Origin of the sequence: Halobacillus rhizosphaerae (assembly GCF_046719735.1) — a bacterium.
GTDB classification, from domain to species: domain Bacteria; phylum Bacillota; class Bacilli; order Bacillales; family Halobacillaceae; genus Halobacillus_B; species Halobacillus_B rhizosphaerae.
In genome coordinates, this window is sequence record NZ_JAUTWQ010000006.1 from 88,597 (window position 1) to 111,272 (window position 22,676).

The 22,676-nt window shown below is 40.3% G+C and carries 18 protein-coding genes; 2 read left to right on the forward strand and 16 right to left on the reverse strand.

Annotated features, from left to right (window positions below; genetic code table 11):
* Nucleotides 1-16: 16 nt before the first annotated feature.
* The gene (fbpA, locus tag Q7A53_RS08200; protein ID WP_411788661.1) at nt 17-202 is read right to left on the reverse strand and encodes a Fur-regulated basic protein FbpA; all 186 of its coding nucleotides are present in this window, start codon (nt 200-202) and stop codon (nt 17-19) included.
* A gap of 239 nt (nt 203-441) precedes the next feature.
* On the opposite strand from fbpA, the gene Q7A53_RS08205 reads away from it, so the two are divergent.
* Complete coding sequence (locus tag Q7A53_RS08205; RefSeq protein ID WP_411788662.1) at nt 442-936, forward strand: DinB family protein; 495 nt, start codon at nt 442-444, stop codon at nt 934-936.
* 220 nt (nt 937-1,156) lie between these two features.
* Here the strand turns inward: Q7A53_RS08205 and Q7A53_RS08210 are convergent, their stop codons facing one another.
* The 11 genes from Q7A53_RS08210 to Q7A53_RS08260 form a co-directional block, all read right to left on the reverse strand.
* Nucleotides 1,157-1,420, reverse strand: coding sequence for a hypothetical protein (locus tag Q7A53_RS08210; protein WP_411788663.1), 264 nt, complete (start codon nt 1,418-1,420; stop codon nt 1,157-1,159).
* 326 nt (nt 1,421-1,746) lie between these two features.
* Nucleotides 1,747-4,287 carry a cell wall-binding repeat-containing protein gene (locus Q7A53_RS08215; RefSeq protein ID WP_411788664.1) on the reverse strand — a complete coding sequence of 847 codons (2,541 nt, stop codon included), beginning with the start codon at nt 4,285-4,287 and terminating at the stop codon, nt 1,747-1,749.
* Between the two features lie 243 nt (nt 4,288-4,530).
* The gene (locus Q7A53_RS08220) at nt 4,531-5,352 is read right to left on the reverse strand and encodes a hypothetical protein (RefSeq protein ID WP_411788665.1); all 822 of its coding nucleotides are present in this window, start codon (nt 5,350-5,352) and stop codon (nt 4,531-4,533) included.
* A gap of 145 nt (nt 5,353-5,497) precedes the next feature.
* Nucleotides 5,498-6,475, reverse strand: a complete 978-nt coding sequence (gene glmU / locus Q7A53_RS08225) for a bifunctional UDP-N-acetylglucosamine diphosphorylase/glucosamine-1-phosphate N-acetyltransferase GlmU (RefSeq protein ID WP_411788666.1) — start codon at nt 6,473-6,475, stop codon at nt 5,498-5,500.
* 30 nt (nt 6,476-6,505) lie between these two features.
* A complete protein-coding gene (locus Q7A53_RS08230) occupies nt 6,506-6,682 on the reverse strand; it encodes a hypothetical protein (protein ID WP_411788667.1) in 177 nt (58 codons plus the stop codon).
* 11 nt (nt 6,683-6,693) lie between these two features.
* A complete protein-coding gene (gene glmS / locus Q7A53_RS08235) occupies nt 6,694-8,526 on the reverse strand; it encodes a glutamine--fructose-6-phosphate transaminase (isomerizing) (protein ID WP_411788668.1) in 1,833 nt (610 codons plus the stop codon).
* A gap of 40 nt (nt 8,527-8,566) precedes the next feature.
* Nucleotides 8,567-9,922, reverse strand: a complete 1,356-nt coding sequence (locus Q7A53_RS08240) for a nucleotide sugar dehydrogenase (RefSeq protein WP_411788669.1) — start codon at nt 9,920-9,922, stop codon at nt 8,567-8,569.
* Nucleotides 9,923-9,967: 45 nt separating this feature from the next.
* Nucleotides 9,968-10,798, reverse strand: coding sequence for a response regulator transcription factor (locus Q7A53_RS08245; RefSeq protein ID WP_411788670.1), 831 nt, complete (start codon nt 10,796-10,798; stop codon nt 9,968-9,970).
* A 26-nt stretch (nt 10,799-10,824) separates the two neighbouring features.
* On the reverse strand, nt 10,825-12,246 hold the full coding sequence (locus tag Q7A53_RS08250; RefSeq protein WP_411788671.1) for a glycosyltransferase family 2 protein: 1,422 nt from the start codon (nt 12,244-12,246) through the stop codon (nt 10,825-10,827).
* Nucleotides 12,247-12,264: 18 nt separating this feature from the next.
* Nucleotides 12,265-13,431, reverse strand: coding sequence for a hypothetical protein (locus Q7A53_RS08255; RefSeq protein ID WP_411788672.1), 1,167 nt, complete (start codon nt 13,429-13,431; stop codon nt 12,265-12,267).
* 17 nt (nt 13,432-13,448) lie between these two features.
* Nucleotides 13,449-15,572, reverse strand: a complete 2,124-nt coding sequence (locus Q7A53_RS08260) for a hypothetical protein (protein WP_411788673.1) — start codon at nt 15,570-15,572, stop codon at nt 13,449-13,451.
* 451 nt (nt 15,573-16,023) lie between these two features.
* Here Q7A53_RS08260 and Q7A53_RS08265 point away from each other — a divergent pair, with 451 nt between their 5' ends.
* Nucleotides 16,024-17,715 (forward strand): hypothetical protein, encoded by a 1,692-nt coding sequence (locus tag Q7A53_RS08265; protein ID WP_411788674.1) that lies wholly within the window; start codon nt 16,024-16,026, stop codon nt 17,713-17,715.
* A 347-nt stretch (nt 17,716-18,062) separates the two neighbouring features.
* Here Q7A53_RS08265 and Q7A53_RS08270 read toward each other — a convergent pair whose 3' ends face one another.
* From Q7A53_RS08270 to Q7A53_RS08285, 4 genes are all read right to left on the reverse strand, one after another.
* Nucleotides 18,063-18,725, reverse strand: a complete 663-nt coding sequence (locus tag Q7A53_RS08270; protein ID WP_411788675.1) for a response regulator transcription factor — start codon at nt 18,723-18,725, stop codon at nt 18,063-18,065.
* 15 nt (nt 18,726-18,740) lie between these two features.
* A complete protein-coding gene (locus tag Q7A53_RS08275) occupies nt 18,741-21,077 on the reverse strand; it encodes a sensor histidine kinase (protein ID WP_411788676.1) in 2,337 nt (778 codons plus the stop codon).
* A gap of 73 nt (nt 21,078-21,150) precedes the next feature.
* Nucleotides 21,151-21,324 carry a competence pheromone ComX gene (comX, locus tag Q7A53_RS08280; protein ID WP_411788677.1) on the reverse strand — a complete coding sequence of 58 codons (174 nt, stop codon included), beginning with the start codon at nt 21,322-21,324 and terminating at the stop codon, nt 21,151-21,153.
* A gap of 22 nt (nt 21,325-21,346) precedes the next feature.
* Nucleotides 21,347-22,285 (reverse strand): polyprenyl synthetase family protein, encoded by a 939-nt coding sequence (locus Q7A53_RS08285; RefSeq protein ID WP_411788678.1) that lies wholly within the window; start codon nt 22,283-22,285, stop codon nt 21,347-21,349.
* Between the last annotated feature and the right edge of the window lie 391 nt (nt 22,286-22,676).

A 22,676-nucleotide genomic window follows, 5' to 3' on the forward strand; every position in this document is an offset into this window, starting at 1 on the left:
TTTTTCTGCCACTTTTTTATTGAATCATCTTATCGCTGTCTTTGTCTTTTCTATGCACATAAGAATATTCATTTTCTAACTGACTAAAGTTCATTTCAAATAATTTCTGCTTATCTTTATCTTTATATATAAACGAATGTGCCAATTCTTTAATCAAAAAGGTTCGACGTTTGATTAGTCCTTTACGAAGCTGGTTTGACATGTTGAAGATAACTCCTTTCTTCACTTTTTTCACGAAAAGCTCAACAACACGTAAAAACCATTACCTCTTTTCTTTCTCCTTAAACCCTTTTTGGTCATGAATCATCCTCAATAGCTCAGGAGGCCAAGAATTGACACAAAGTCGTCACCATTCCCTCCCTTTCCATAGGATATCAATGTAAGTCATCCTATAAAATATGGTAAACTGAATAAAACTATCATATGGGAAAGGATGTTCCGATGTACGGATTAGAGGAAAAGAGACAAGAGGTTCTAAATTTCACAGCCGATGTTTCTGATGAAGAAGCACATATAAGACCCGATAAAGAATCGTGGTCCATGCTAGAGGTACTCGAGCACCTATATCTTATGGAGCAGCTCGTCGTGTATCAAATCAATCAAGCTATTAAACAAGGGGATCAGCGCACCACCTCTGATAAGCCTCTTCATAAAACAAGAAATAGAAATTATAAGGTCACTGCCCCGGAAGCCGTTCAGCCAACTGGTGAAATAAGCAGTATTGCAGAGGCGGAACGCAGCCTTGAGAAAACAAGAGAAGCCACTTTGTTTCTCGTTCATAACAAGGATAAAGAGACTCTTAGAAACCGTACCTTTCCTCACCCCTCTTTTGGTGACATGAATCTTGAACAATGGATCGAATTTATTGGCTGGCATGAGCTCCGTCATTTAGATCAATTAAAGGAAATAAGAAGAAACTTAAATAACAAGGGCTGAGTTTATTCTCAGCTCTTGTTTTATTTTTGTCTACCCTATGATTTTGGCGTTGATCCCCCTTTTTCCGTTATGAAGTCAAATACCAATCGTAGTCTCAACTTTATGTCCCTTCTCTCTTGTACGATTCACTGAAACCTAAACTGCCTATTTCTAACCGCTAACGTCCTGGACAGAAAAAACTCCCGATTCCGCAGATGGGAATCGGGAGTTTTTTCTTAGATTATTTATTTTCTTCAATCGGATCATCGAACAAATCAGTAAATTTAGCAACATTTTCATAACTGAATTCAAATGCCATTCTAATCTCACCGAAACTCGGTTGATAAAAATAGCCCTGAACTTCATAGCTGCTTTTGTTCTCTCTCACTTTTGTTAGATGAAAGTATCGCTGCATGTACTGTGCCATTTCTTCTAACTTCTTGTTTCGTACTTTTACCCATTGCTTTTTAAGTTCTTCAGTGGGAAAGTCAGTTTCCTTTAACATTGGTTCACTCCTCTACGGAAATAAAAGCTCTGAAACTATATAACCATTATACTATAAGAGCTTCTGGTAATTTTCAACTGCTATTCTAAATAAAAGAGTTTTAGAAAGCAGATCCGCCTTTTTCATATTTTTAACACAAATCATTAATATGAGCAAATCGGTTTGAAAATACCTTCCTGCCAAAAAAAGTATCTTGCTCATTGGATTAAACCTACGATGCAGGGGAATCGTTTTTTTCTTTTTAAAACAAACAGCTCAACCTAGTGGTACGTTGAACTGTCTGCTTCATTACTATTTATCTTATGCTTCCTTTATGAAAATAGATTTCAACCCTGCTTCTTCATTTCATTTAATAAGTCCGCTCCAACTACCTGGTTTACTGCTCCTTCACCACCAAGGATTTTAAACTCCGCCGGGTGATGTTCATTCATGTAAGTTTGAATTTCTTCTGGAATAACTTTTTCCTTTACTAGAACAATAGGAGCCCCATTCTTTGCGGCTAAAACAGACCCCGTTAACGCGTCGGCAAAGTTTTCTCCTGTAGCGACATAAACACTTTTACTGGCTTGCTTAAGTCCGTCGAGGAAGGCAACCGTAGTTGCATACCTGTTTGTCCCTGCATAACGAACAGGATCCGGCAATTCATCCATAATTGGATCACTTACTACGCCAGAACCACCTACGACAAGTGAATGATTCGTCTGTTCTGCGATTTCACGTGAAACCTCGGGTAATTCATTTTGTTTCGTTAATAGAATTGGATATCCATTCCTGGCAGCATAAGAAGCTGAGGATAAAGCATCAGGGAATTTCTCTCCACTAGAAACAATCGCTTTATCAAAACGAGTTTGCCCTTTGATCTTCAGCATCTCCTTAGCAATTTCAGCGGAAGTCTCATAACGATTCGTGCCAGCTAGACGGGTAACATTAATGTCCATCGCCTCTAGTGATTTTCTCACTTGGTCAGAAACTGCTCCTTCCCCTCCGAGTATATAAACGTTCTTTGTCCCAAGTCTAGTTAACTCTTTTGCTGTTTCTTTAGCAAGTGAGCTTCTTTTCGTTAATAGAATAGGGGAATTCAGCGCATAAGCAAGTGGAGAACCGGAAAGTGCATCAGGGAAATTGTCTCCGGTAGCGAGAACAACATTATCTGCCTTTGACCAGCCTTTTTTTGAAATTTCCACGGCTGTTTCATAACGCGTACTTCCATTAATGCGGACCGGCTGATCCAGTTGTTTCTTCACTTCTATCGAGTAATTTTGTTTGGACCAATTTTCATAATAATCGGTGATACCTATATAGTAGGTGCCAGGAGAAATTGTAAAGTTCAGAGTTTCAGGATCTCCTTGCATTCCTTCATCTTCCTCCATTAAACGAGAAAGTTTGCCGTCTTTCTTCTGATACAATCTAGCTACCAAATCCATATATTTAGCAGGACAGTGAATGGTAACCGATGCTGTTCCTGTGTGTGTAATTTCCAGCCGGTATAAATCCTGATCATTCGGAAAATCCAGTCCCTCTTTATTATATACGGGTTCTGTAAGAAGTTTGGTATTGGTTATCGAGAAGCTGGAGCCATCCTTCTTTCTTCCCTCCAGCGAAGAGTGCAGCGCTTTGTTTCCATTTACTTCCCCGAAACCAGTAGTAACTGAGAATTGCTGACTCCCCATAGCCGCAGAACCATTTTCAAGAGCATACTCTATATCTTCCGGCTGCCAGTCAGGATGCTTGGTTTTAAGCAAAGCTGCAAGCCCGCTGACTACGGGGGCTGAAAACGAGGTGCCATTGAGCTTATCATCATATCCTCCGCTTAGAGAAGTACTTTTTAGATATACTCCAGGAGCCATGATATCCAAAAAGCCTCCAAAGTTTGAGAAATCTGCTTTCTTCGGGGTCTTCGTTCTCAAATCAGCAGCACCGACTGCGATCACCCAAGGATAAGCAGCAGGAAAAGCGACTTTTGAGCTTTCGTCATTTCCAGAAGAAGCTACCAGTACGATTCCTTTCTTATGTGCATCCCAGAGCGCCCCTTCAATGCCGGGGTTAGAGTCAAAACTTCCAAAACTCATATTAATGACATCGACTTTCTTAGTAATGGCATAATTAATTCCAGCAATAATGGCATCTGAAGACAATATATCACCTTTACCTGTCTTTATAGGTACGACTGATACACCCGGCGCTGTCCCCGTAATTCCAAAGCTGTTTGTGTTAGCAGCAATTATCCCGGCAACATGAGTCCCATGGCCATCCTTATCATCAGGAGTATGATCATCGTTTAGAGTGTCATACCCATCTGTGAGCCGGCCCTGCAGGTCCTTATGATCGGAATAGACACCTGTATCAATTACGGCTACCTTTACTTCTTTGTCTCCTCGCGTAACATCCCACGCCTGTTCCATACCAATTAACTTTAAGTAAGATTGGTCCCCATCTCTGTAATATGTATCCTTAGGAAGGAAATCTGTATGAAAATACTCATTAGGAGAAGCGAGCTCTACCTGATCCATTTCACGAATATTCTTAAGCTCTTTCAGATAATTCTGGTTATCAGGAATATGTACAGTCATCCAGTGACCTGTCTGTTTTGAGTTCTGGTCTTTAACTACAGAATAGTGAGACAAGTCTGCCTTCGAACCTTTTTCCACTTTAATTACAATTTGCCGATCCTTAATTTTATCTAAATCTACTTCTTTCACACTTTGAGTTTTAAAGGAAGGTTTCGTTTCCTCTAATTGAATATCTTGTCCCTCTTGTTCAAAGCTGTCAATGTGTTTCGCGGCAGACTGAGCATATGTACCCGTCGCACCCGTGAACAGTACGTATAAAATCATCATGAGTATAGAAGCATTTCCAAGTTTCTTCACAAACTCCCACCTTTACTAGTCTATTGAAACTAAATGAACATCTTACATTATACATGAAAACTATGAAATTATACCCCATTAATGGTAAAGAGTTCCTACCATTCTACAAATTTCTCTACCAAAAAGCAGAAGGCGAGCGGATGAGTGGATTGATGGACTTATGACTTCGAAGGACAAGGCAATCTGCAGCTGGACGAACAAAGGCGAGGAGGAACGTATAGGAGAAACTAAAGTGGATGAAGCTCAGCTATTGAGCTTCATCCACTTCTTCCAATGACTATAGTCATGGATAGCAATTCCGCCAAACCCGGGGTGTCCGTGAAATTCTTTTCTTAATTCTACTAATTGACCTTTCATTTGAGCGGGGCTTTGGTTATAAAAAGTGGTATGTTTTTCATCACTCATTTTCATAAGGTTAACAGCAACTATCACTGATTTCTGCTGATTGGCTGCCTGCTCTACTAATGGTGTGGCGATGCTTTTGATTCCATTTCTGCCTTGTATATTATCTCGATAAGCCATAATGGTAATCGAGTCCAGCTGTGAGATCATCCATTTCCCCAGGCTTTCCTTTGTTTCCGGATCCTTCACTTTATAGAGCCAGAAAGGAAAATCTCCGCTGACCTTTAAATTCGTATTTGCTTTCGCTGTGCGAATTAAATGCTTCACATTCCCAGTCCATTGATCAATCACCTGGTCCTGGTTCTTTTTCCACTCAGGAAGCAGATAAGGTTCAATATCCACATGAATTCCTGAGAACTTCTCCTCATCCGGAACTTTTTCATTGAATTCTTTCACGTTCTGGACAAATTTATCGATACTCTTTTCATGCTTCGAAAGCGCCCAGGCAGGATCGCCTCCTAAGGCAAAGACTTCAATGCCTTTTTGATGAGCTTCCTTTATAAATGTACGGTAGGTTTGCGGATCAAAATCATTTTTTCCCACATGCAGATAGATAAGATTTACTTTTTCTTCTTGAGCAAATTCAACAGCCTGCGCCTCCCGACCGTCAATTTGGCTGGTATTCCAAATCCAAGTTGCTTTCGTTTGCGGTTCTTGCTTCATCCAGACACCTGCCGCTATTAGAATAACTAACAAACTGATCATAAAAAGATAGACCTTGTAGTTTTCTTTCATACGATGAACGAATTTAATAAAGAAAGATCTTTCAGAACGTGTAGAGCTGAAAGATCCTTCTCCTTTCCTTGAGTTAAACATAACGGATTGCGCTAATATCATTGGTCATCGAAAAGTTCTTAATTTTCGTTTGATTTCCACAAACGTAATTCACTACATCTACATTCGGACCAATCATACAATTCTCTCCAATTTTTGTTGTGCCTCTTAGATGGGTTCTTGGTTCAATGACCGTATCCCGGCCAATTTCTACATTAGTTTCTATATACGTCGAATCTGGATCAATAATCGTAACACCCTGCTTCATATGATCAGTTAAAATTCTTTGCTGAAGAATTTTCTCTGCACGGGCAAGTTGCGTTCTATCATTAATTCCAAAACCCTCTTCCGCAGACTGAACGCCGATCGCAGAGATCTTCTTTCCTTCTGATTTTAAAATTTCTATCACATCAGGAAGGTAATACTCTCCTTGACTATTATTGTCAGATACTTGATTCAATGCAGCAAATAAGGATTGGTTATCAAAGCAGAAGATGCCCGTGTTCACTTCTTTGATTTCCAATTCGTCGTCTGAAGCGTCCTTATGTTCTACAATTCTCTCTACTTCTTCTTGATCGTTTCTGACGATTCTCCCGTACCCTGCAGGGTCTTCCAGCTTCATAGTAAGCACTGTAGCAGCAGCTCCTGATTCTTGTTGAAACTGAAAGCATTGTTCAAGAGTTTCACTAGTGATCAAGGGAGTATCTCCTGTTATAACCAGGGTGGTGCCCTGTTTCTTTGCTAACAGGTGTTCGCTTGTTTTTACCGCATGGGCCGTGCCCAGCTGTTCCTCCTGCCAAGCATATTGTAAGGAAGCTCCTAACTGATTCTTAACCGTTTCCTTCTGGTGCCCAACTACGGTGATGATCTCATCTGCGGACACACGCTTAAGCTGATTAATAACATGCTGGACCATATGTACTCCGCAAATGGTGTGGAGTACCTTGGGCAAGTCTGATTTCATACGTGTACCTTTGCCAGCCGCCAAGATCACGGCGAATCTTTCACTCACAATAAATCCCCCATTCCTAGCTTTAAATGATTAGGAAAAACTATTCATGTTTAATTGATGGTATTGATAAATTGGCTTTAAGTCATCGATTACTTCATGAATCATTTCTTCGTCATTTTGAATTTGCTGATTTTCTACCTTTTCGTGAATTCCCGTCATAATCCGAAACAATTTATCTTGATTCAGCAGCGTTTCTTTTCTATCCATAGAGGCACCTATTATTCTACGGTTACACTTTTGGCAAGATTTCTAGGCTTATCCACATCGTTCCCTAATGCAAGGGACGTATAGTACGCGATCAGCTGAAGCGGGATTACCGTTAACAGCGGGGTTAGGATGGATAGAGTGTTTGGGATAAAGCATGTCTCATCAACGTAATCCCAGATCTTCATATCCCCTTCAATGGCGATCCCTAGTACTTGAGCACCGCGAGCTTTCACTTCTTTAATATTTCCGAGCATTTTCTCACTCACCGATTCCTGGGTCATAAGGGAAACAATCGGTGTACCTTCTTCTATTAAAGCGAGCGTTCCGTGTTTTAATTCACCGGCAGGGTAAGCTTCGGAATGAATGTAGGAAATTTCCTTCAGTTTTAGCGAGCCTTCAAGAGAAACGGCATGATCCACTCCTCTTCCCAAGAAGAAGACGCTAGAGGCATCTTTAATAGATTCAGCGTACCAGCGAATCCCCTTCGAATGCTCAAGAATCTCTTCAATTTGCTCAGGAATGGCGGCAATTCCCTCAATTAATTGGTCTTTGTAATCCTCGGATAATCTATCTTTACTTTGCGAAAGATAGATTCCTAGCAGATAAAAGGACAAAACTTGTGTTGTATAAGCTTTCGTTGAGGCAACGGCGATCTCAGGTCCTGCCATAGTCAGAATAACTTCATCCGCTTCCCTTGCAATTGAGCTGCCTACGACATTCGTGATTGCTAATACATTCGCACCCATGTGCTGACTTTGACGCAAAGCGGCCAGCGTGTCGGCAGTTTCACCAGATTGACTGACTACAATTACGAGCGTTCTTTCATTAATGATCGGATTGCGGTATCTAAATTCGGAGGCAACTTCTACTTCAACTGGTATTCTAGTTAATTCTTCAATCACGTGCTTGCCGATAAGGCCGGCGTGATAAGCAGTTCCGCATGCTACAATCGAAATCTTATCCCAGTTATTCATCTGTTCCTTTGTCCAATTCAGTTCCTCAAATTCCACTAGTTTCGTTTCTTCGTTAAGGCGGCCCGTCATTGTTTTTTTCAGACCATGAGGCTGTTCAAAGATTTCCTTAAGCATAAAGTGGTCATAACCATTCTTTTCCGCCTGTTCCATATCCCAGTCCACTTGGAAGAGATCACGGTTAATTTGATTTCCTGTGTTTGTTTCCAGCAGAGTGATGTCGTCTTCCGTCATAACAGCCATTTCACCATCTTCTAGAATATAGACATCTCTTGTATACTCAAGGACCGCAGGAATATCAGAGCTGATTAAATTTTCATTTTCTCCAGCTCCAATAATCAGCGGACTTGCCTGACGAACAGCATACAGCTTGTCCGGTTCATGTTTGGAAACAATGCCTAAAGCATAGGCACCTTCAAGCTTTTTCACCACTTCTTGAATAGCAGCAATCATATCGCCATTGAATACGTGAGAGAATAAATGCGACACAACTTCTGAGTCCGTTTCTGAAATAAAAGTATATCCTTTTTCTATTAACTCTTTTTTAATTTCCATATAATTTTCGATGATCCCGTTGTGAACGACGGCAAACTCATTTTGTGCATCAGTGTGAGGATGAGAATTTTCATTAGATGGGCGTCCGTGAGTAGCCCAGCGTGTGTGACCAATACCCACAGTTCCTGCTAGCGGATCCTGACCGACTTTTTCCTCCAGTCCATCAAGTCTTCCTTCCGTTTTTCTTACATGAACGGATTCACCGTCATGTACTGCAATGCCAACTGAATCGTAACCTCGATATTCTAATTTTTCCAAGCCAGATGTTAAAATATTTTGAGTTTGTTTCGTGCCAATATAACCGATGATTCCGCACATAATTTTCATCTCCCTTACGATTTAGAAATTGAGTTATTTTTTATAAAGCAATCGAGCTGTGACGTTTGTTCACCTTGGTGGCTGTACCTAGTTTATAAATGTGTGATTTGTCATAATCAATGAATGCATTTCTTGTATCCACAATAGGTACCCCGAGCTGGGCGAGCTCTTCATAATCAAAGTCACTATGATTGGTGACTAATACCATGCAGTCATACTGCTTGAGGTTCTCTTTATTATAAGAAATAGACCGAACGACTTCCCCATTATCATCAAGAAAGCTGTGGGCGTGAGGATCATAGTAATCGACATTCGCACCATTCTCTTTATACAACTCATAGATATAGAGTCCAGGAGATTCTCTAAGGTCGCTGATGTTTGGTTTATAAGCCATGCCCAAAATTAAGATCTTAGAACTGTTAATGGACCTGCCGTAAAGATTCAGTACTTGGGAGGTTTTGGCTTCTACAACTTCTGGCATATTATTATTAATCGATTGGGCAAGATCGATAAACTTACTATAGAAACGGAATCCTTTTGCCTTCCAGGATAGATACATCGGATCAAGCGGGATACAGTGTCCGCCAATTCCTGGGCCAGGCTGGAACTTCATAAATCCAAATGGTTTAGTTGCTGCGGCATCGATTACTTCCCATACATCGATATCCATACGCTCACACATCATAGCAATTTCGTTTACGAAGGCGATATTGATACTGCGGAACGTGTTTTCAAGCAGCTTGGACATTTCCGCCACTTTAGGAGAGGAGACTCGAACGACGTTGTCCAGCATTTTTCCATAAAGAGCAGCCCCAAGCTCACTGCAGGTATCTGTAATCCCGCCCATCACTTTCGGCATATTATGCGTATTATAAGTGGTGTTTCCCGGGTCTACACGTTCTGGGGAATAACATAAGAAAATATCCTCCCCTGCTTCATACCCCATCTTGTGGAATTCACTGTAGATCAGTTCTTCCGTAGTCCCGGGGTACGTGGTACTTTCCAGAGTAATCAGCATTCCTTTTTTCATATGAGGCTTCATTTCATTAATAACTCCAGTGATATAGGAAGTATCGGGATCCTGGTTGTCGCTTAGCGGTGTTGGAACACAGATGCTTACAGCGTCCAATTCTTTTACGACTTCATAATTAGGTGTTGGAAGAAAACGGTTGGTAGCAAGACACTCTTGAAGTTCTTCATTGGAGACGTCATTAATGTAAGATTCTCCTTGCTGAAGAGAAGTAATCTTTTTGTCATCTAAATCAATTCCACATACTGTGTAGCCCGCTTTTACCATTTCCATTGCTAACGGGAGACCTACATACCCCATACCTACAACGCCGACATTTGCTTTTGTCTTATCAATCTTTTGATTAAGCTGTTCAACATATCCCATTTTCGAATCCCTCTCTTTTCATAAATTTATATAGTAGAAATTTGTTTATACTTGCTGAGCTTGCGGTTCTAAGAGTTTCTTAATTCGTGCTTCCAATTCAATTAAGGAAAATGGTTTGGTAAGATAATCTGAAACACCATACTCAAATGTGCGTTTGATATCTTCCTCCAATTGTTTATTGGTCAATACAATAATTTCTGAAGAACCTTTGGTATGATCATCAATGTTTCTAATCTGGTTAATAAATTGGTAACCATTGATGGCTGATAAATTAATCTCTGTAATTACAATGTCTGGGAGCAGCTTTTCATACTGCTCGATCCCTTCCTGACCATCCAAAGCTGTGTGAATCATGTATCCTTTTCTTTGTAAATAAGTCTTCAGAAGCTCGTGGATACTGTCGTCACTATCTACTAATAGAATGGAAGGCTTCCAATCATTCGATGGCATATCATTTGTGAAAATCCGAATATCCTGTTCGCCTCGATTACTTTCCATCAATTCCCATATCATACTGAATAACATTTGCTCGGATTGTTCGCGGTTTTCTGTAAAACTATTCACGAGAATCGGTCCGCTTAATTTCTGGCTGCTGTCCAAATATTCCTTCACATGGAGGGAATAATAATGGGTAAATCCAAGCGTGCTGCCTTCTAGCAAAATAACAGTCATCTTCTCTGCAGGATCATAGCTTAATTGAATTTCTACGTCCGGCTCCACTTGTTCGAGATGATTCTTTAACTTGTCGACCCATCCTTGATTCAAATCTGCCCGGCAGAGAATGACTCCATAGGTCATTTTGCTGGACTGATAGTTTTTTATAAAATGGTTGAAGGTTTGAATAATTCTTGAACCTACGTTTTCCTTTTGAGCCACTTTCTTCTCCTCCTTATTAATAAACCCTATGCTGACTTATTCTCATCTTCATTCCAGCTAGTTCTTGTCATGGTGCCCCAGGAATTGTTTTTTCTCATAAAATCGATTTGACCTAGGAATCGCCATAAGATTCCCAGCTGCCGATAACCAAAGAACATAAGAACCGTGAAGAAGAACATCTTAAAGTAATCACGAATTCTGGGATACCTTTGGAAGGCCATTTCTTCAAGCAGCAGTGACCCCAGTCCAAGTAACGATCCGTACAGCACATTGATTAAGGCAAATACAGCCATAATCTTCCATCCGGACATGTCCAGCAGACTGTAACCGATTAACGCCAGCAAACCAGTTATTCTAAAGTAAGGGCTGAGCGTTTCGAAAATGATATTATAAGGAACGGTTAACCATCCCATGACTTTGTACTTTGGTCTAAATAACATGTACATGCCTTCTTCAATCATGTTTTTCAAATTCCCTCTGCCCCATCTTTTCCGCTGGCTTCCTAGAATCTTGAAAGAATCTGGTGCCTGAGTCCAACAGACAGCATCTGGGCAAAAGTCGATCTTGTAAGGCAGTTTATTGTCGAGCATGTACCTGTGGAGCTTAATAATAATATTCATATCTTCACCAGGATAACCACCACGGTAGCCACCTACCTTAATCACGTATTCTTTCTTAAATACGCCAAATGCACCGGATACAATAATCAAACCGTTAATTTCACTCCAGCCAATTCTTCCTCCCAGAAACGCTTTTAAGTATTCGACAGTTTGAAACATAGGAAGGAGCTTCTTAGGCAGATTCACCTTCTTAACCATTCCATTTTCAATGCGGCACCCATTAGCAATACGGACATTGCCGCCAATAGCTACGGATTCTTCGGGGTTTTCCATATACTTTCTCGCAATCCTGATCAAGGCATCCTTCTCAAGGAGCGAATCCGCATCAATGGAAGAAATCAACGGATAATTTGAAACGTTAATTCCAGCGTTTAAGGAGTCCGCTTTCCCGCCGTTTTCTTTGTCTACAATGTAAAGGTTCGGAAAGTCCGGATTATAGTAAACTCCACGGACATTCGCCGTTTTCACTGTATTCTTCACCATCGTGGGTTTCTTATATTCCAATTTAAATTCATCGATGAGGACATTCAGCGTTTCATCAGAAGATCCATCATTTACCACGATGACTTCAAATTCCGGATAATGTAAAGCTAGTAAACAGCGGACATTTTCCTTTACGGTCAGTTCTTCATTATAGGCCGGAACTAGTATAGAAATCGGCGGCACATGCTTAGAACCGGCTAAGGACTGATACTTGGAAAATACAGTGCCCTTAATTATTCTGCCTATTCTTTTGAAGGAAAAGAGAAGAATGGCAAGGTAAATACTGTTAATAACTATTACGTAATACATAGCAAAGATTCCATAGCCTAGTAATAGATCTCTCATACAATCCTCCCTCCTTTGTTATATGGCTTCTACTAACGATCGATCTTTACCAAAGAACTTCTTATAAATAAAGTGCTTCTGATTACTATCAACCGCGTGTTCAATAAGCTCCCGCTGCTTAGCTGCATGATCCAACTCTTCATGTACGTAATCAAGCGCAATGGATGATCCGTATGCACTCTCATTATCCAGTGCGATCTTGCAAAGAATAGAAAATCCTACATTGCCTAGCTTTAGTAGATTTCCTGCGCAAACTCTGGAAATTACCTTATTCGAACTATGGAGTGCTTCTTCCAGGAGATCAGCATAGGCAAGCTGGCCAGTATCTCCTATCCACTCAAAAATGTGTAAGCGGACATCGTCATCAGAACTTCGGGCAAGCAGCTTCACATCTTTCTTGGATAGTTTCATATGATTCGTTAATAACTTAGTCGTTAAGCTGCGGATTTCTTTATCGTCTGAATGAATCAAACTGCTAAGAAAGGAAGGAAGGTCCTCTCCTTTATAGTCACGCAGTCGAATTAAGCCTAGTTTCACCAAATCCGGCTGATCGCTCGAAATAAATTCGATATACTGATCTTTGAGATTTAATGGGGAATCATAGCCGATGTCTGCCAATAATTGAAAAGTACTTTTCTCCCCGCTAGCAAGATATTTCAGCATTTCTGCCACTTCTGCCGGCTGTTTAGATGCCTGTGCGATGGAGCGGCCAATGATAAATATCGTAGAGTCATAAGGATTTTTATCGAGCATTTTAAATAACTGAGGAACTGCCTCTTCACTTTCCATCGCCCCCAGAAAGTATGCTGCATCTATCCTGGTATAATGTGATAAACTTCTTAGTCGCTTTAAGTTAAACTCTATAAGTCCCATGTCCTTACACAAGTCAAGAAGACTTTGCTTATGCGCTCCTGATAAAGGTGCCATCCATCTATACAGCGTATCTTGGAGGACCCTCTTCTCAAATGTACTTAAGGTCCGATGCGGGGGCTTTAACCTCTCGCTCTGCCCCATTTCTGTTTGTACGTAATGGAGATAACCGCTGAACTTAGCCAAACATTGTTTGGTTTTCTTTTGTTTACGGATTTTACCAAGCTTTATGATGAGAGTAATTCCCATGACGATCGCCATTAGTACTAAGAGAAATACAATCATTCCAACTGCCACTTTTAAATTTAAAAACATTATGGCTCCTCCCTTCCTTAATTAAGTGATCTAAATGCTTTTTTCATCAGATCATATCCCTGTTTCTTACGTTCATGGTAATGGACCTTCTCCCAGTTCTCCCATTGATACCGTGACTTATCAGATAGTGAAATCGTATCTGGATGCGGATCAAATCCTTTTATAGCGCCGTCCGAGCGGTCTACGATCCACGGAACAAACGTCAAGTCTTTCGTAGTAGTGGTTGGAAGTGAATTCTTGCCTGACTCTTTTTCTTGATAGCCGATCACTTGGTGAGTACTTGGATCTGCAAATCCCAGCAGCGCCCAGGGAATCTTCATTTCTATAACACTGCCTTTGACTTGCCATAAAGCTTGATCTTTTTCCGCACCGGCGTCAGCCCTGTTCAGTTGTCCAACTTTCACATCTTCAAACGGAAGCGAAGCGTTGGCTTGCGGAGGTTCCATTTTTCTGCTCACAGCTAGTCTCCACGGTTCAAAACAAGGCTTTGTATTGCCGCAGGTCGACGTTGCTTCTTCATAAAGACGCTGATCAAAATCGTAATTCGAAGCGATCCTAACTTCACTGTTCTGACCTAATTCAATTAAGGTTTCCAGCCCCTCATCTAACTTTTTGTTTCCTAATGCTTGGGGAGACTTAATTCCTCCGTGTATGGTGTTCACACCGAAATAGAGGGTTTCCTTAGCAGGATCAAATTTCTGTTTCAGCTTAGCTGTAACGTATACATAGCCTTCATCATGGGTAACCCACATATTTTGAAAACGATTTGATTGGGGGAAAAGCTTTTGTTTATCATCGATTTCCTGCCAATCTTTTTGTGAGCCATCGATTTGCAGATGATCATTTTTTTCAGGATCCATTGCTATAAGGCCAAACGACATTTCCGGAGAGAGATAATTAAACCAATTCGGACGGCTTTGTTTCTTCACGAGTGGAACCGTATTCCAGGTTTTCTTAAACCATTCGTCCTGCCAGCTGAATAAGACCGCACCTGCATAATCCTCCGCATGAATTTCCTTAAGCATTGCTGCATCCATCTTTCCTTGTTCCTCTTCACTGTGGCCGCCTTGATCTCTCCCTTTTGGGCCGTGATGAGCATTCCCGAGTGAAGAAGGAACCCCGAATTCCGTGATCATGATTGGCATACCTTTGTGATACTGTTTAAGATTTTTCAAATACTTTTCATAAGAATCCATATTTGAATCTTGCTGTTGATGATCCGATTGGTTCAAGAAATCGGGATAATAGGGATAAGCATGAAACGAAGCAAAATAACCAGCCTTCCAGTTCCTTACTTTGATATGAGTCGCATCTACACTTACTGAATCCTCAGTGGGTAATGGCTCTGCGGGATGTTTCAATGGATCAGTCGTGATCCAGTTCGTGAAAGTCAGCGGATGCTGCCACCCCTTTTTCTCTTCCGTTTTCGCTGTATAGTTTAACAATTCGGCAAGCCAGCTTTCGAAAGGGGAAGCCTCCTCAACAGCTGCCGCTTTGTCTCCTTTAAAAACGGGGCGCCCTTTTTTCTTTTCATTTGTATGAGCGACTACTTTCGGATCCCATTCTGTTCCAATGTGCCAGGCAAGCAAGTAAGGACTTGCGTCATAGGAATACTCGCCGCTTGCTTTTCCAGGTTGATCCGGCAGAGTAATATCCCCGTAAACAGCTCCAATCGCATGATCCAATTCTTTTTTAAAAGCGTTTGTAACCTTTTCAGACCAAGCATTTTGAGTTTCATTCAGCAGTTTGACAGGTGACCACACCCCTTGCATGAAGTAAAGAGGATCTTCCTTGTGATCCTTGTTAAACTCGACCAGTGCTTCATAAAAGACGGGTTCATGAATGGTATAAATCCTAACTGTATTGACACCCATATCTTTCATCATTTGAAACCAGTCCAGGTATTCTTCTTTCGTGATCGGGAGCTCCCCAGGAAAATGTCCGGGTAAAGTAGCTCCTAAATTTACTCCTTTAACAAATAGCGGGGACCAGGATTTATTCTGATACACTTCTAATTGTTCTCCATTAGTTCTGAATTTGATATTTGTACCATTACTAAGTTCCTTACTCTCTATCACACTGTGATTGGTAAAGAGCAGGTAGCTTCCCACCCCGGCAACCACGAGTAATATAGTGAGCACTTTACCCTTCCAATGAATTGTCAGTTCCTCCTTTCTTTTGATCTTCTAAATCTCTTTTTTCAAATTATTTCTTGTTGAAAATTTAAATGTAAACAGTTAACTTGAAGTTGTCATTTGCTGAGCACACATTAAACCTATCACGCACATACCGGCCATTTCATCGAAAACTAGGATTCGGAACTCCGAATATCTATTTCGGTACCCCCACATATTTCGTGGAGTTAACAGGTTCTCTCTTCGGTCCATGCGGAAAAAATACATCTCTCTTAAAACGGATGAGATTCATATGTAAAACGCTTACTTTTTTCCGCAGCAAAAAGACCCGGGGACCCCCGGATAACCCTGAAAGAAAAGAGTTCGATGTTACCGGCTGAAAAAAGGTTTTTTCCTATTGATTTTCATAAAACTTTATTGACTTCTTGTTAATGAAGAACATTCTGGAGGGTAAATGATGATAAAAAAATTAATTCCGGTGCTAACTTTGATCAGTATTTCATGGATATTGGCAGGATTCTCATCCCCTGATCAAACACATAAAGCCTTGTGGGTAAGTAAAGATGAGTGGAATAAGAGTGCAGATAAAATTATTACAACGAGTCAAGAAAATGATTTTGATGTCATTTATTTAAAAGTAAATACAGATATTCCAGCTGAAGAATACCAGCAATTCATTCAAAAAGCAGGAAAATCAGGAATTACCGTTCATGCACTTAGCGGATCTCCTTCATGGGCCCTGACTGAAAACCAAGGAGATATCGATCATTTCATTCAATGGGTGAAGAACTATAACCAGTCCGCAGCCACGAATGAGAAATTTACGGGTATCCATTTTAAAATTCAGCCCCAATTTCTATCTCAGTGGTATGACCATAAAAGTGATGTAATCAGCCAATGGAAGAACAACGTGGACGAAATCACGGGGCAGACAAAAGATTCGGATCTCGAAATTAGTGCTTCTATCCCTTTCTGGCTTGATCAGACACCAACACCTGGTCAAAACGATACAGCTTTCAGCACATGGATGATCCGTCAATTTGATCACACGACTATTCTTGCTTACCGAGATACTTTAGAAGGTGATAACGGAATAATCGCTTTAGTTCAAGACGAATTAAAGCAGGCGGAAAAGGATAACAAACAAGTCATGGTTGGGGTTACTCTCGAAGACACAGGAGCAGATTATACCACCTTTAACGAGGAAGGCATTGAGGATATGGATATGCATTTATCTCTGGTCGATCAATACGCAGGAAAATGGTCCTCGTACGCAGGAACCGCTGTGGCCGACTTTCAAAGCTACCAAAGCCATGTAAATGCCGACAATAAGCCTGCGGATACTCAAACAAACAAGAAGAAAAGAGGGACTTACATTTGGCATGCGGATACACTGGTATCTGAGCAGGACCAAATCATTGCTTTTGCGAAAGAAAATAACCTAAATATGCTCTATACTCGTTTAGATTTAACCCAGCCTTTTAGTGCGTATCAGGACTTCGTAGAAAAAGCGAGTAAAGCTGGTATAGAAGTTCACGCCATGGGTGGACACCCTACGTGGGCTCTGGAAGAAGGTAGACCTCACCTCGAAAAATTAATTAATTACGTGAAGGACTATAATAATCACTCTTCAGATGCACAGCAATTCACAGGCATCCACCTCGATGTGGAACCGTATGTTAATCCATCCTGGACATCGGATGAACAAGAGATCTTACGAACGTGGATGGATAATATCACTATGTTTGTAGAGGAAACTAAAAATGCAAACCTCGAATCCAGTATGGATCTAGCCATGTGGTTTGATGATACCCCTACTCCTGGCAAGCCAGACACTCCCTTTAACAAGTGGGTCATAAGCAAAGTCGATCATACGTCCGTTATGGCATTCCGTGACTATGCAGAAGGTTCAGGCGGAATTGTAGATATGACTAAAAATGAAGTCAAATACGCAGATGAACTTAACAAAGAGCTCTACATCAGTGTAGAAATGAAAGATGTCAGCAACAAAGTTATAACTTTTCACGATAATGGAAAACAAGCCATGAGGAAACAACTCAGCCTAGCCGATGAAGACCTTGGCCAGCACAATTCCTACCAAGGCCACATCATCCACTCCTACAAATACTGGAAAAACGCAAAGGAATAATCAAAAGCGGAGATGAGCGGTAAGATTCTTCGGGCTAAGTAAGCCGCTGCAAAACCGAAAAAAGAAAGACTGACACCAATGAAACTTAAGCAGATATGGAGTAGATTTCGAGAGCCGCAATACAGCAAGGAGCGGAGGGGAACGGGGAGACGCATGACAGGTGAGACACCGGAAGTCGAAGTCTGAAGAGGCTCAGGCGCATGCCCGCGGTAAGCGAGTCGTTCCCCTGAGCTCCCTAAACCACCATAAAAGCTTCGAAATCGAGTCTTACTATTTAATAACTTGGTATCAAGCTAATCAGAACACATATAGAAAGGGCCGCGGAACTTAATTCCGCGGCCCTTTCTTTAATCGAAATCATCAGGGATGATCCCCCACTGTTTCGATTTTAATACAGCTTCTGCTCTCGTCTTCACTTGCAGCTTTTTAAATATTTCTGTCAGGTTATATTCAATAGTCCGCGGGCTTTTGAAAAACTCTTTAGCAATTTCTTTATTACTTTTTCCTCTGGCCACTTCTCTTAAAATTTCCTGCTCCTTAGACGTAATGGAAACTTCTTCGAATTCAGCATCATTTTCTTTCTCCGTTTCCTCTACTCTAACTTCCATTTTTCTCAGCTGAAGAAATAGCGAAACAGGTAAGACGGTCTTTCCTTTTATCCCGCAGCGTATTGCATGGATGAGGTCCTCTCTCGGTTCAGTTTTATCAATAAACCCGGAAGCTCCTGCCTCTACAAGCGTATTAAAGTAGGGGCCAATGTCGTATCCGGTATAGATAAGAATAGGATTTTGATTCCCCGTCGAACGAATCTGCTTGCTCAACTCAATCCCATTCATCCCTGCCATCCTCAAGTCCAGAAGCATAATATCAAAGTCCTTCCGTTTCAACACCTCTAATGCTTCTCCAGGAGACTCAACATTGGTGACGATCATGTCTGCTTCCTTTTCTATCATTAATTTAGTCCCGGCCCCAACTGACGGGTGATCATCCACTAATAGAATATTTATCATTATCTTCTTCCTCTCTTACATAACTTCAAAAAAGTTCTTCATTGGAATATCTGCACGGACAAGGATGGCAATTTCGACACCACCATCCCCTGAAGAGAAAATTTCCATATTTCCCTGCAGACTATTGACTCTTTGCCGTATACCAGCCAGACCCATACTCGGTGACGAGGCATCATTTTCTACTTTTTTAATACCAATTCCATCGTCTTCATAATTTAAGATCACCATATCCCCTTCGCTTTTTAAATCAACATGAACGTTCTTAGCGAGGGAATGTTTGGCCGCATTATTCATTAGCTCCTGAACAATTCGATAGATCGTAAGTGACTGATCATCCCCAAGCTCAGAGGAGAATTTCCGATAAGTAAAAGTAACATCAAACGACTCTCTGACTTGGTATTGGTGGATCAAATAATTGAGTGCTTCTACCACTCCTGTTTCTTTTAGAAAAGGCGGCCTTAACAGCGTACACGTTTCCCGGATTTGATTCACTACTCCAAGCAGCCCTTCCCGCAATTGCTTCAGCTGAGCGTTATATTGGACTGGGAATTCTTTATCTTCTATAAAATCATCAATTTTCCTATACCATATTAATTGTTCTTGAAGTGCAGAATCGTGAAGGTCGGAAGCAAGGCGAGACCGTTCTTTTTCTGATAGGTTAAACAATAGCCGCAGCATCCAAGCCGGAGTATTCTGGTTTTGATGCATGGATTCCTTCAATTCCTCGGTTACTCCTTCAATAAGCAGGAAATTCTCATATACCATACTTGTATAATGCGATATCGTCTTCAGCCAGCGCTGTTCATCAAGGTTAAACGGGGTATGATTAATTTTTTGCTCAACCCATAGTACTCTGACCGACTCATGCCTTTCACTGATCACATAGCATATCCCATGCTCGATAAAGAAAGCATCTCCTGTTTTTAATCTTTCGTCTTTATGAGTAATATACTCTTTAATGTAATCGGCAGGAAATTCATAATCTCCATAGACAAGACCCACAAATCCATCTTTTTTCTTATATTTTAATAGGGAAACAGAACTAACTAAAAGAACATCTCTGATTTCCTTCACCAGTCGTTCGTCCAATTCTTCTCTTTTTACAATCTGCGATAAATCATTAGAAAACCGGTCAAGACTGATTTCAAAATTCAATTTATCTCTCACCAAACGGGGACGAAGATTTAATTTCTCTTCTAAATAAAAGAAAACGACCATAGAAACATACATAATGATCATTAATCGTGCCCACTCAACCCAAGTCATATTTGTAAAGAAGACAAAAAGCCCGACTATAACTGTCGTCAGAATCAGCGACATGAGGGAATAATAACGAAGACGGCTGTTAATAAAATCAATATCGAATATCCGGTTTGTTACAACTAAGTAGAAGAAAAAAATAGGCAGAAAGATGAGAAATGCAGCTGTTACGGGTGCTGGAAGTAATTCTACATCAAGCAGCGTACTCGGCAAAACGGTTAAAAAGATAAATGGGAAAAAGGAAATAATAATACTGAAAATAGTATTTTGAAAGATCGGTTTATGTATGGTTTTTCGAAATCGGAAGTAATAAAAAATAAGTAAAAATAAACCTAATAATATTTCAATAGAAAATAAAATAAGCTGTAAATTTCGAATCACCGCATACACTTTTCCAATAAAGACGTACATGGTAACCGTATCTAATAGAACCGTCATAAGATTAATTAAATATAGAAAGGCGATCAGTTTTCCGTTCAGTAACTTTATATTAAATTTCAAGAAATAGTAATAGTAAAAATGCAAGAATAGAACAGGTACTAGTAAGAGAGAACAACCGTTAATAAACCTTCCTATTGTATCTGTTCTGGCAGAAGCCCCAGCGCTTAAGTATCCTAATCCAACCGCAAGGAGAAATGCGATTAAAAAATAAGTGAGCCGCTCATTGCTTTTCTTATAGAAAATGTAAACAGATAGAATAAACAAAACGGCAAAAACGAGTCCAGGGATGAACGTGTGATAGAGAAGTGTGTTGTAGTTCAGAGGGGACTTTACTTCATACTTGATCTTATTACCGTCCCTCACTATTACCATTTCATCAAGTTTTCCAATGACTCCATATCTTTTTATAGAGTAATAGTCACCGGGCGGCTGTGAGTTAACCTCAACCACCCTGTCCCCCTCTTTCAAATTCCGCTTACTTGCCCATCCAATTTGATCAACATCTGTGATCTCCCATTCATCCTTCACATTTTTAGTAACATCGATCCCTGCGTAGGTAATAGATATCGTAACGTACACTAAATATAGAGCGACCATAAAAATAAAGGCAAAGAAAAAGATGGGTTTCTTTTTCATTCGAGCTTGTGTCATGACGAACTCCCCTCGTTATTTGCAGAGCAAAAAAGCCAGAAAATTTCTGGCTTTTCCTCTCTACTTTATTTAATTATTTCCAATAACACATTTCAACTTCCAGTCCATTATTGTCCTGGTCATTTAATACATCCACCAATGCTGCTTTCTCCAGCTCAGAAACACCTGCGAAGTCCAGCTTATTATTCTTTAAATCTTCTAGTGCGTTCGGGTGGTTTACCACATAATCGACTACTTTTTGCAACATGATAACTGCCTCCTTCATAATTTTAAAATTCCTCAACCATGGTAGTTAATTCTGATTTCCAATGGTCTGCAACCTCTAATGACTCAATTTCTCTCAGAGCTTTTAACTGATACAGCCGTTTCATTACTTGCGTATATTTAAGAGCTGAAGATTTCTCAATCCAGCTGAATAAGGGGAGTTTATTCGCTACTATAAACTCGCAGGTTACCTTCTCATCAAAATAATCTCTCACCCATCGTGCTTCTATACAATCTTCACTTAGAAGCTGAATAATCGGCAAGGTCTTCTTCTTATTAAAAAGATCATTCTTCCCATCTACTCTAGTTACATCCTTTAAATCATTCGCTAGTTGAGCAGCCATGCCAAGATATTCTGAATATTGATAAATAATTTCTTGATGTTCTTTAGAGGCAGACGCAGCCCCAACTAACGAAGCACAAGCCATTAATGAGCCGGACTTCCTTCTTATCATTTGTAAATATTCATTCTCTGACTGGATATCTGTAGATAAGTCCTGATGCTGCCCCTGGACAGCCTTCAAAACCTGCTGGTTAATATAAGGGATGATCTTCCATTTGCAGCTTTCATCCATATTACTTCGTTCAATAATACTTACACTCAGTAAGAGAAAGCCAGTAGCAATATTCATGGTGGAAGCACTTGGAGATTGAGTCCAGGGGCGGTCTTCTGTATCTTGATCCTGCAGATCATCGAATATATCTAAGGCAAGGATTAGTATTTCAACTGCAGCTAAACGATGAATGAATGTTTGATCTCTTCGATTTGAGATCATATGAAAGTTTACCTGTGTAAGAGCAGAAAAAGTAAACCCCTCTTTATATTGGTAGTCTATAAATCCGCTCGCTAACTCTAGTAGGTTTGCATCCGACCAATATTCTTTCATTGCATTCATCATACTTTCTTTTATTTGAGCTTCAGTCTCATGTGGAACCCTTCCCATATGCCACCTTCCCTTCTTTTATTCTTGATGATCAATTCCAGCAATAGACTACCATACAATGTATACAGTGCAAAGGTAGGAAAGTATTACGAAGATAGTTAGACTATAACGAACGATGTCGAAATCCGCTTCCAGATATTATGTAATGATTCCACTGCTAAATGAGTAGTCATTCGAATCATTGATAATCTTGTAACAGTACTGTAACAATAAAATTACAATACTTTTTATTTGTTTTAAATTATTAAAAGATATATACAAAGGGCATCTTTTAAGTCTAGGGAACCGTTTAAAGACGTACAAAAAAGATGAAACTTTACTAATCTTAATTCTATTGTAAAACCTATCTTTACAAGACTACTCTTTTTTCCCTAATCTTATCTAAGTAAAA

Coding starts and splice junctions, on each gene's coding strand:
- Q7A53_RS08210 (WP_411788663.1), bottom strand. CDS start 1,420: ATGTTAAAGGAAACTGACTTTCCCACTGAAGAACTTAAAAAGCAATGG.
- Q7A53_RS08265 (WP_411788674.1), top strand. CDS start 16,024: ATGATAAAAAAATTAATTCCGGTGCTAACTTTGATCAGTATTTCATGG.
- Q7A53_RS08205 (WP_411788662.1), top strand. CDS start 442: ATGTACGGATTAGAGGAAAAGAGACAAGAGGTTCTAAATTTCACAGCC.
- Q7A53_RS08220 (WP_411788665.1), bottom strand. CDS start 5,352: ATGAAGCAAGAACCGCAAACGAAAGCAACTTGGATTTGGAATACCAGC.
- Q7A53_RS08240 (WP_411788669.1), bottom strand. CDS start 9,922: ATGGGATATGTTGAACAGCTTAATCAAAAGATTGATAAGACAAAAGCA.
- Q7A53_RS08230 (WP_411788667.1), bottom strand. CDS start 6,682: ATGGATAGAAAAGAAACGCTGCTGAATCAAGATAAATTGTTTCGGATT.
- Q7A53_RS08285 (WP_411788678.1), bottom strand. CDS start 22,285: ATGGGAAGGGTTCCACATGAGACTGAAGCTCAAATAAAAGAAAGTATG.
- Q7A53_RS08275 (WP_411788676.1), bottom strand. CDS start 21,077: ATGACACAAGCTCGAATGAAAAAGAAACCCATCTTTTTCTTTGCCTTT.
- Q7A53_RS08250 (WP_411788671.1), bottom strand. CDS start 12,246: ATGAGAGATCTATTACTAGGCTATGGAATCTTTGCTATGTATTACGTA.
- Q7A53_RS08270 (WP_411788675.1), bottom strand. CDS start 18,725: ATGATAAATATTCTATTAGTGGATGATCACCCGTCAGTTGGGGCCGGG.
- fbpA (WP_411788661.1), bottom strand. CDS start 202: ATGTCAAACCAGCTTCGTAAAGGACTAATCAAACGTCGAACCTTTTTG.
- glmS (WP_411788668.1), bottom strand. CDS start 8,526: ATGTGCGGAATCATCGGTTATATTGGCACGAAACAAACTCAAAATATT.
- Q7A53_RS08255 (WP_411788672.1), bottom strand. CDS start 13,431: ATGTTTTTAAATTTAAAAGTGGCAGTTGGAATGATTGTATTTCTCTTA.
- comX (WP_411788677.1), bottom strand. CDS start 21,324: ATGTTGCAAAAAGTAGTCGATTATGTGGTAAACCACCCGAACGCACTA.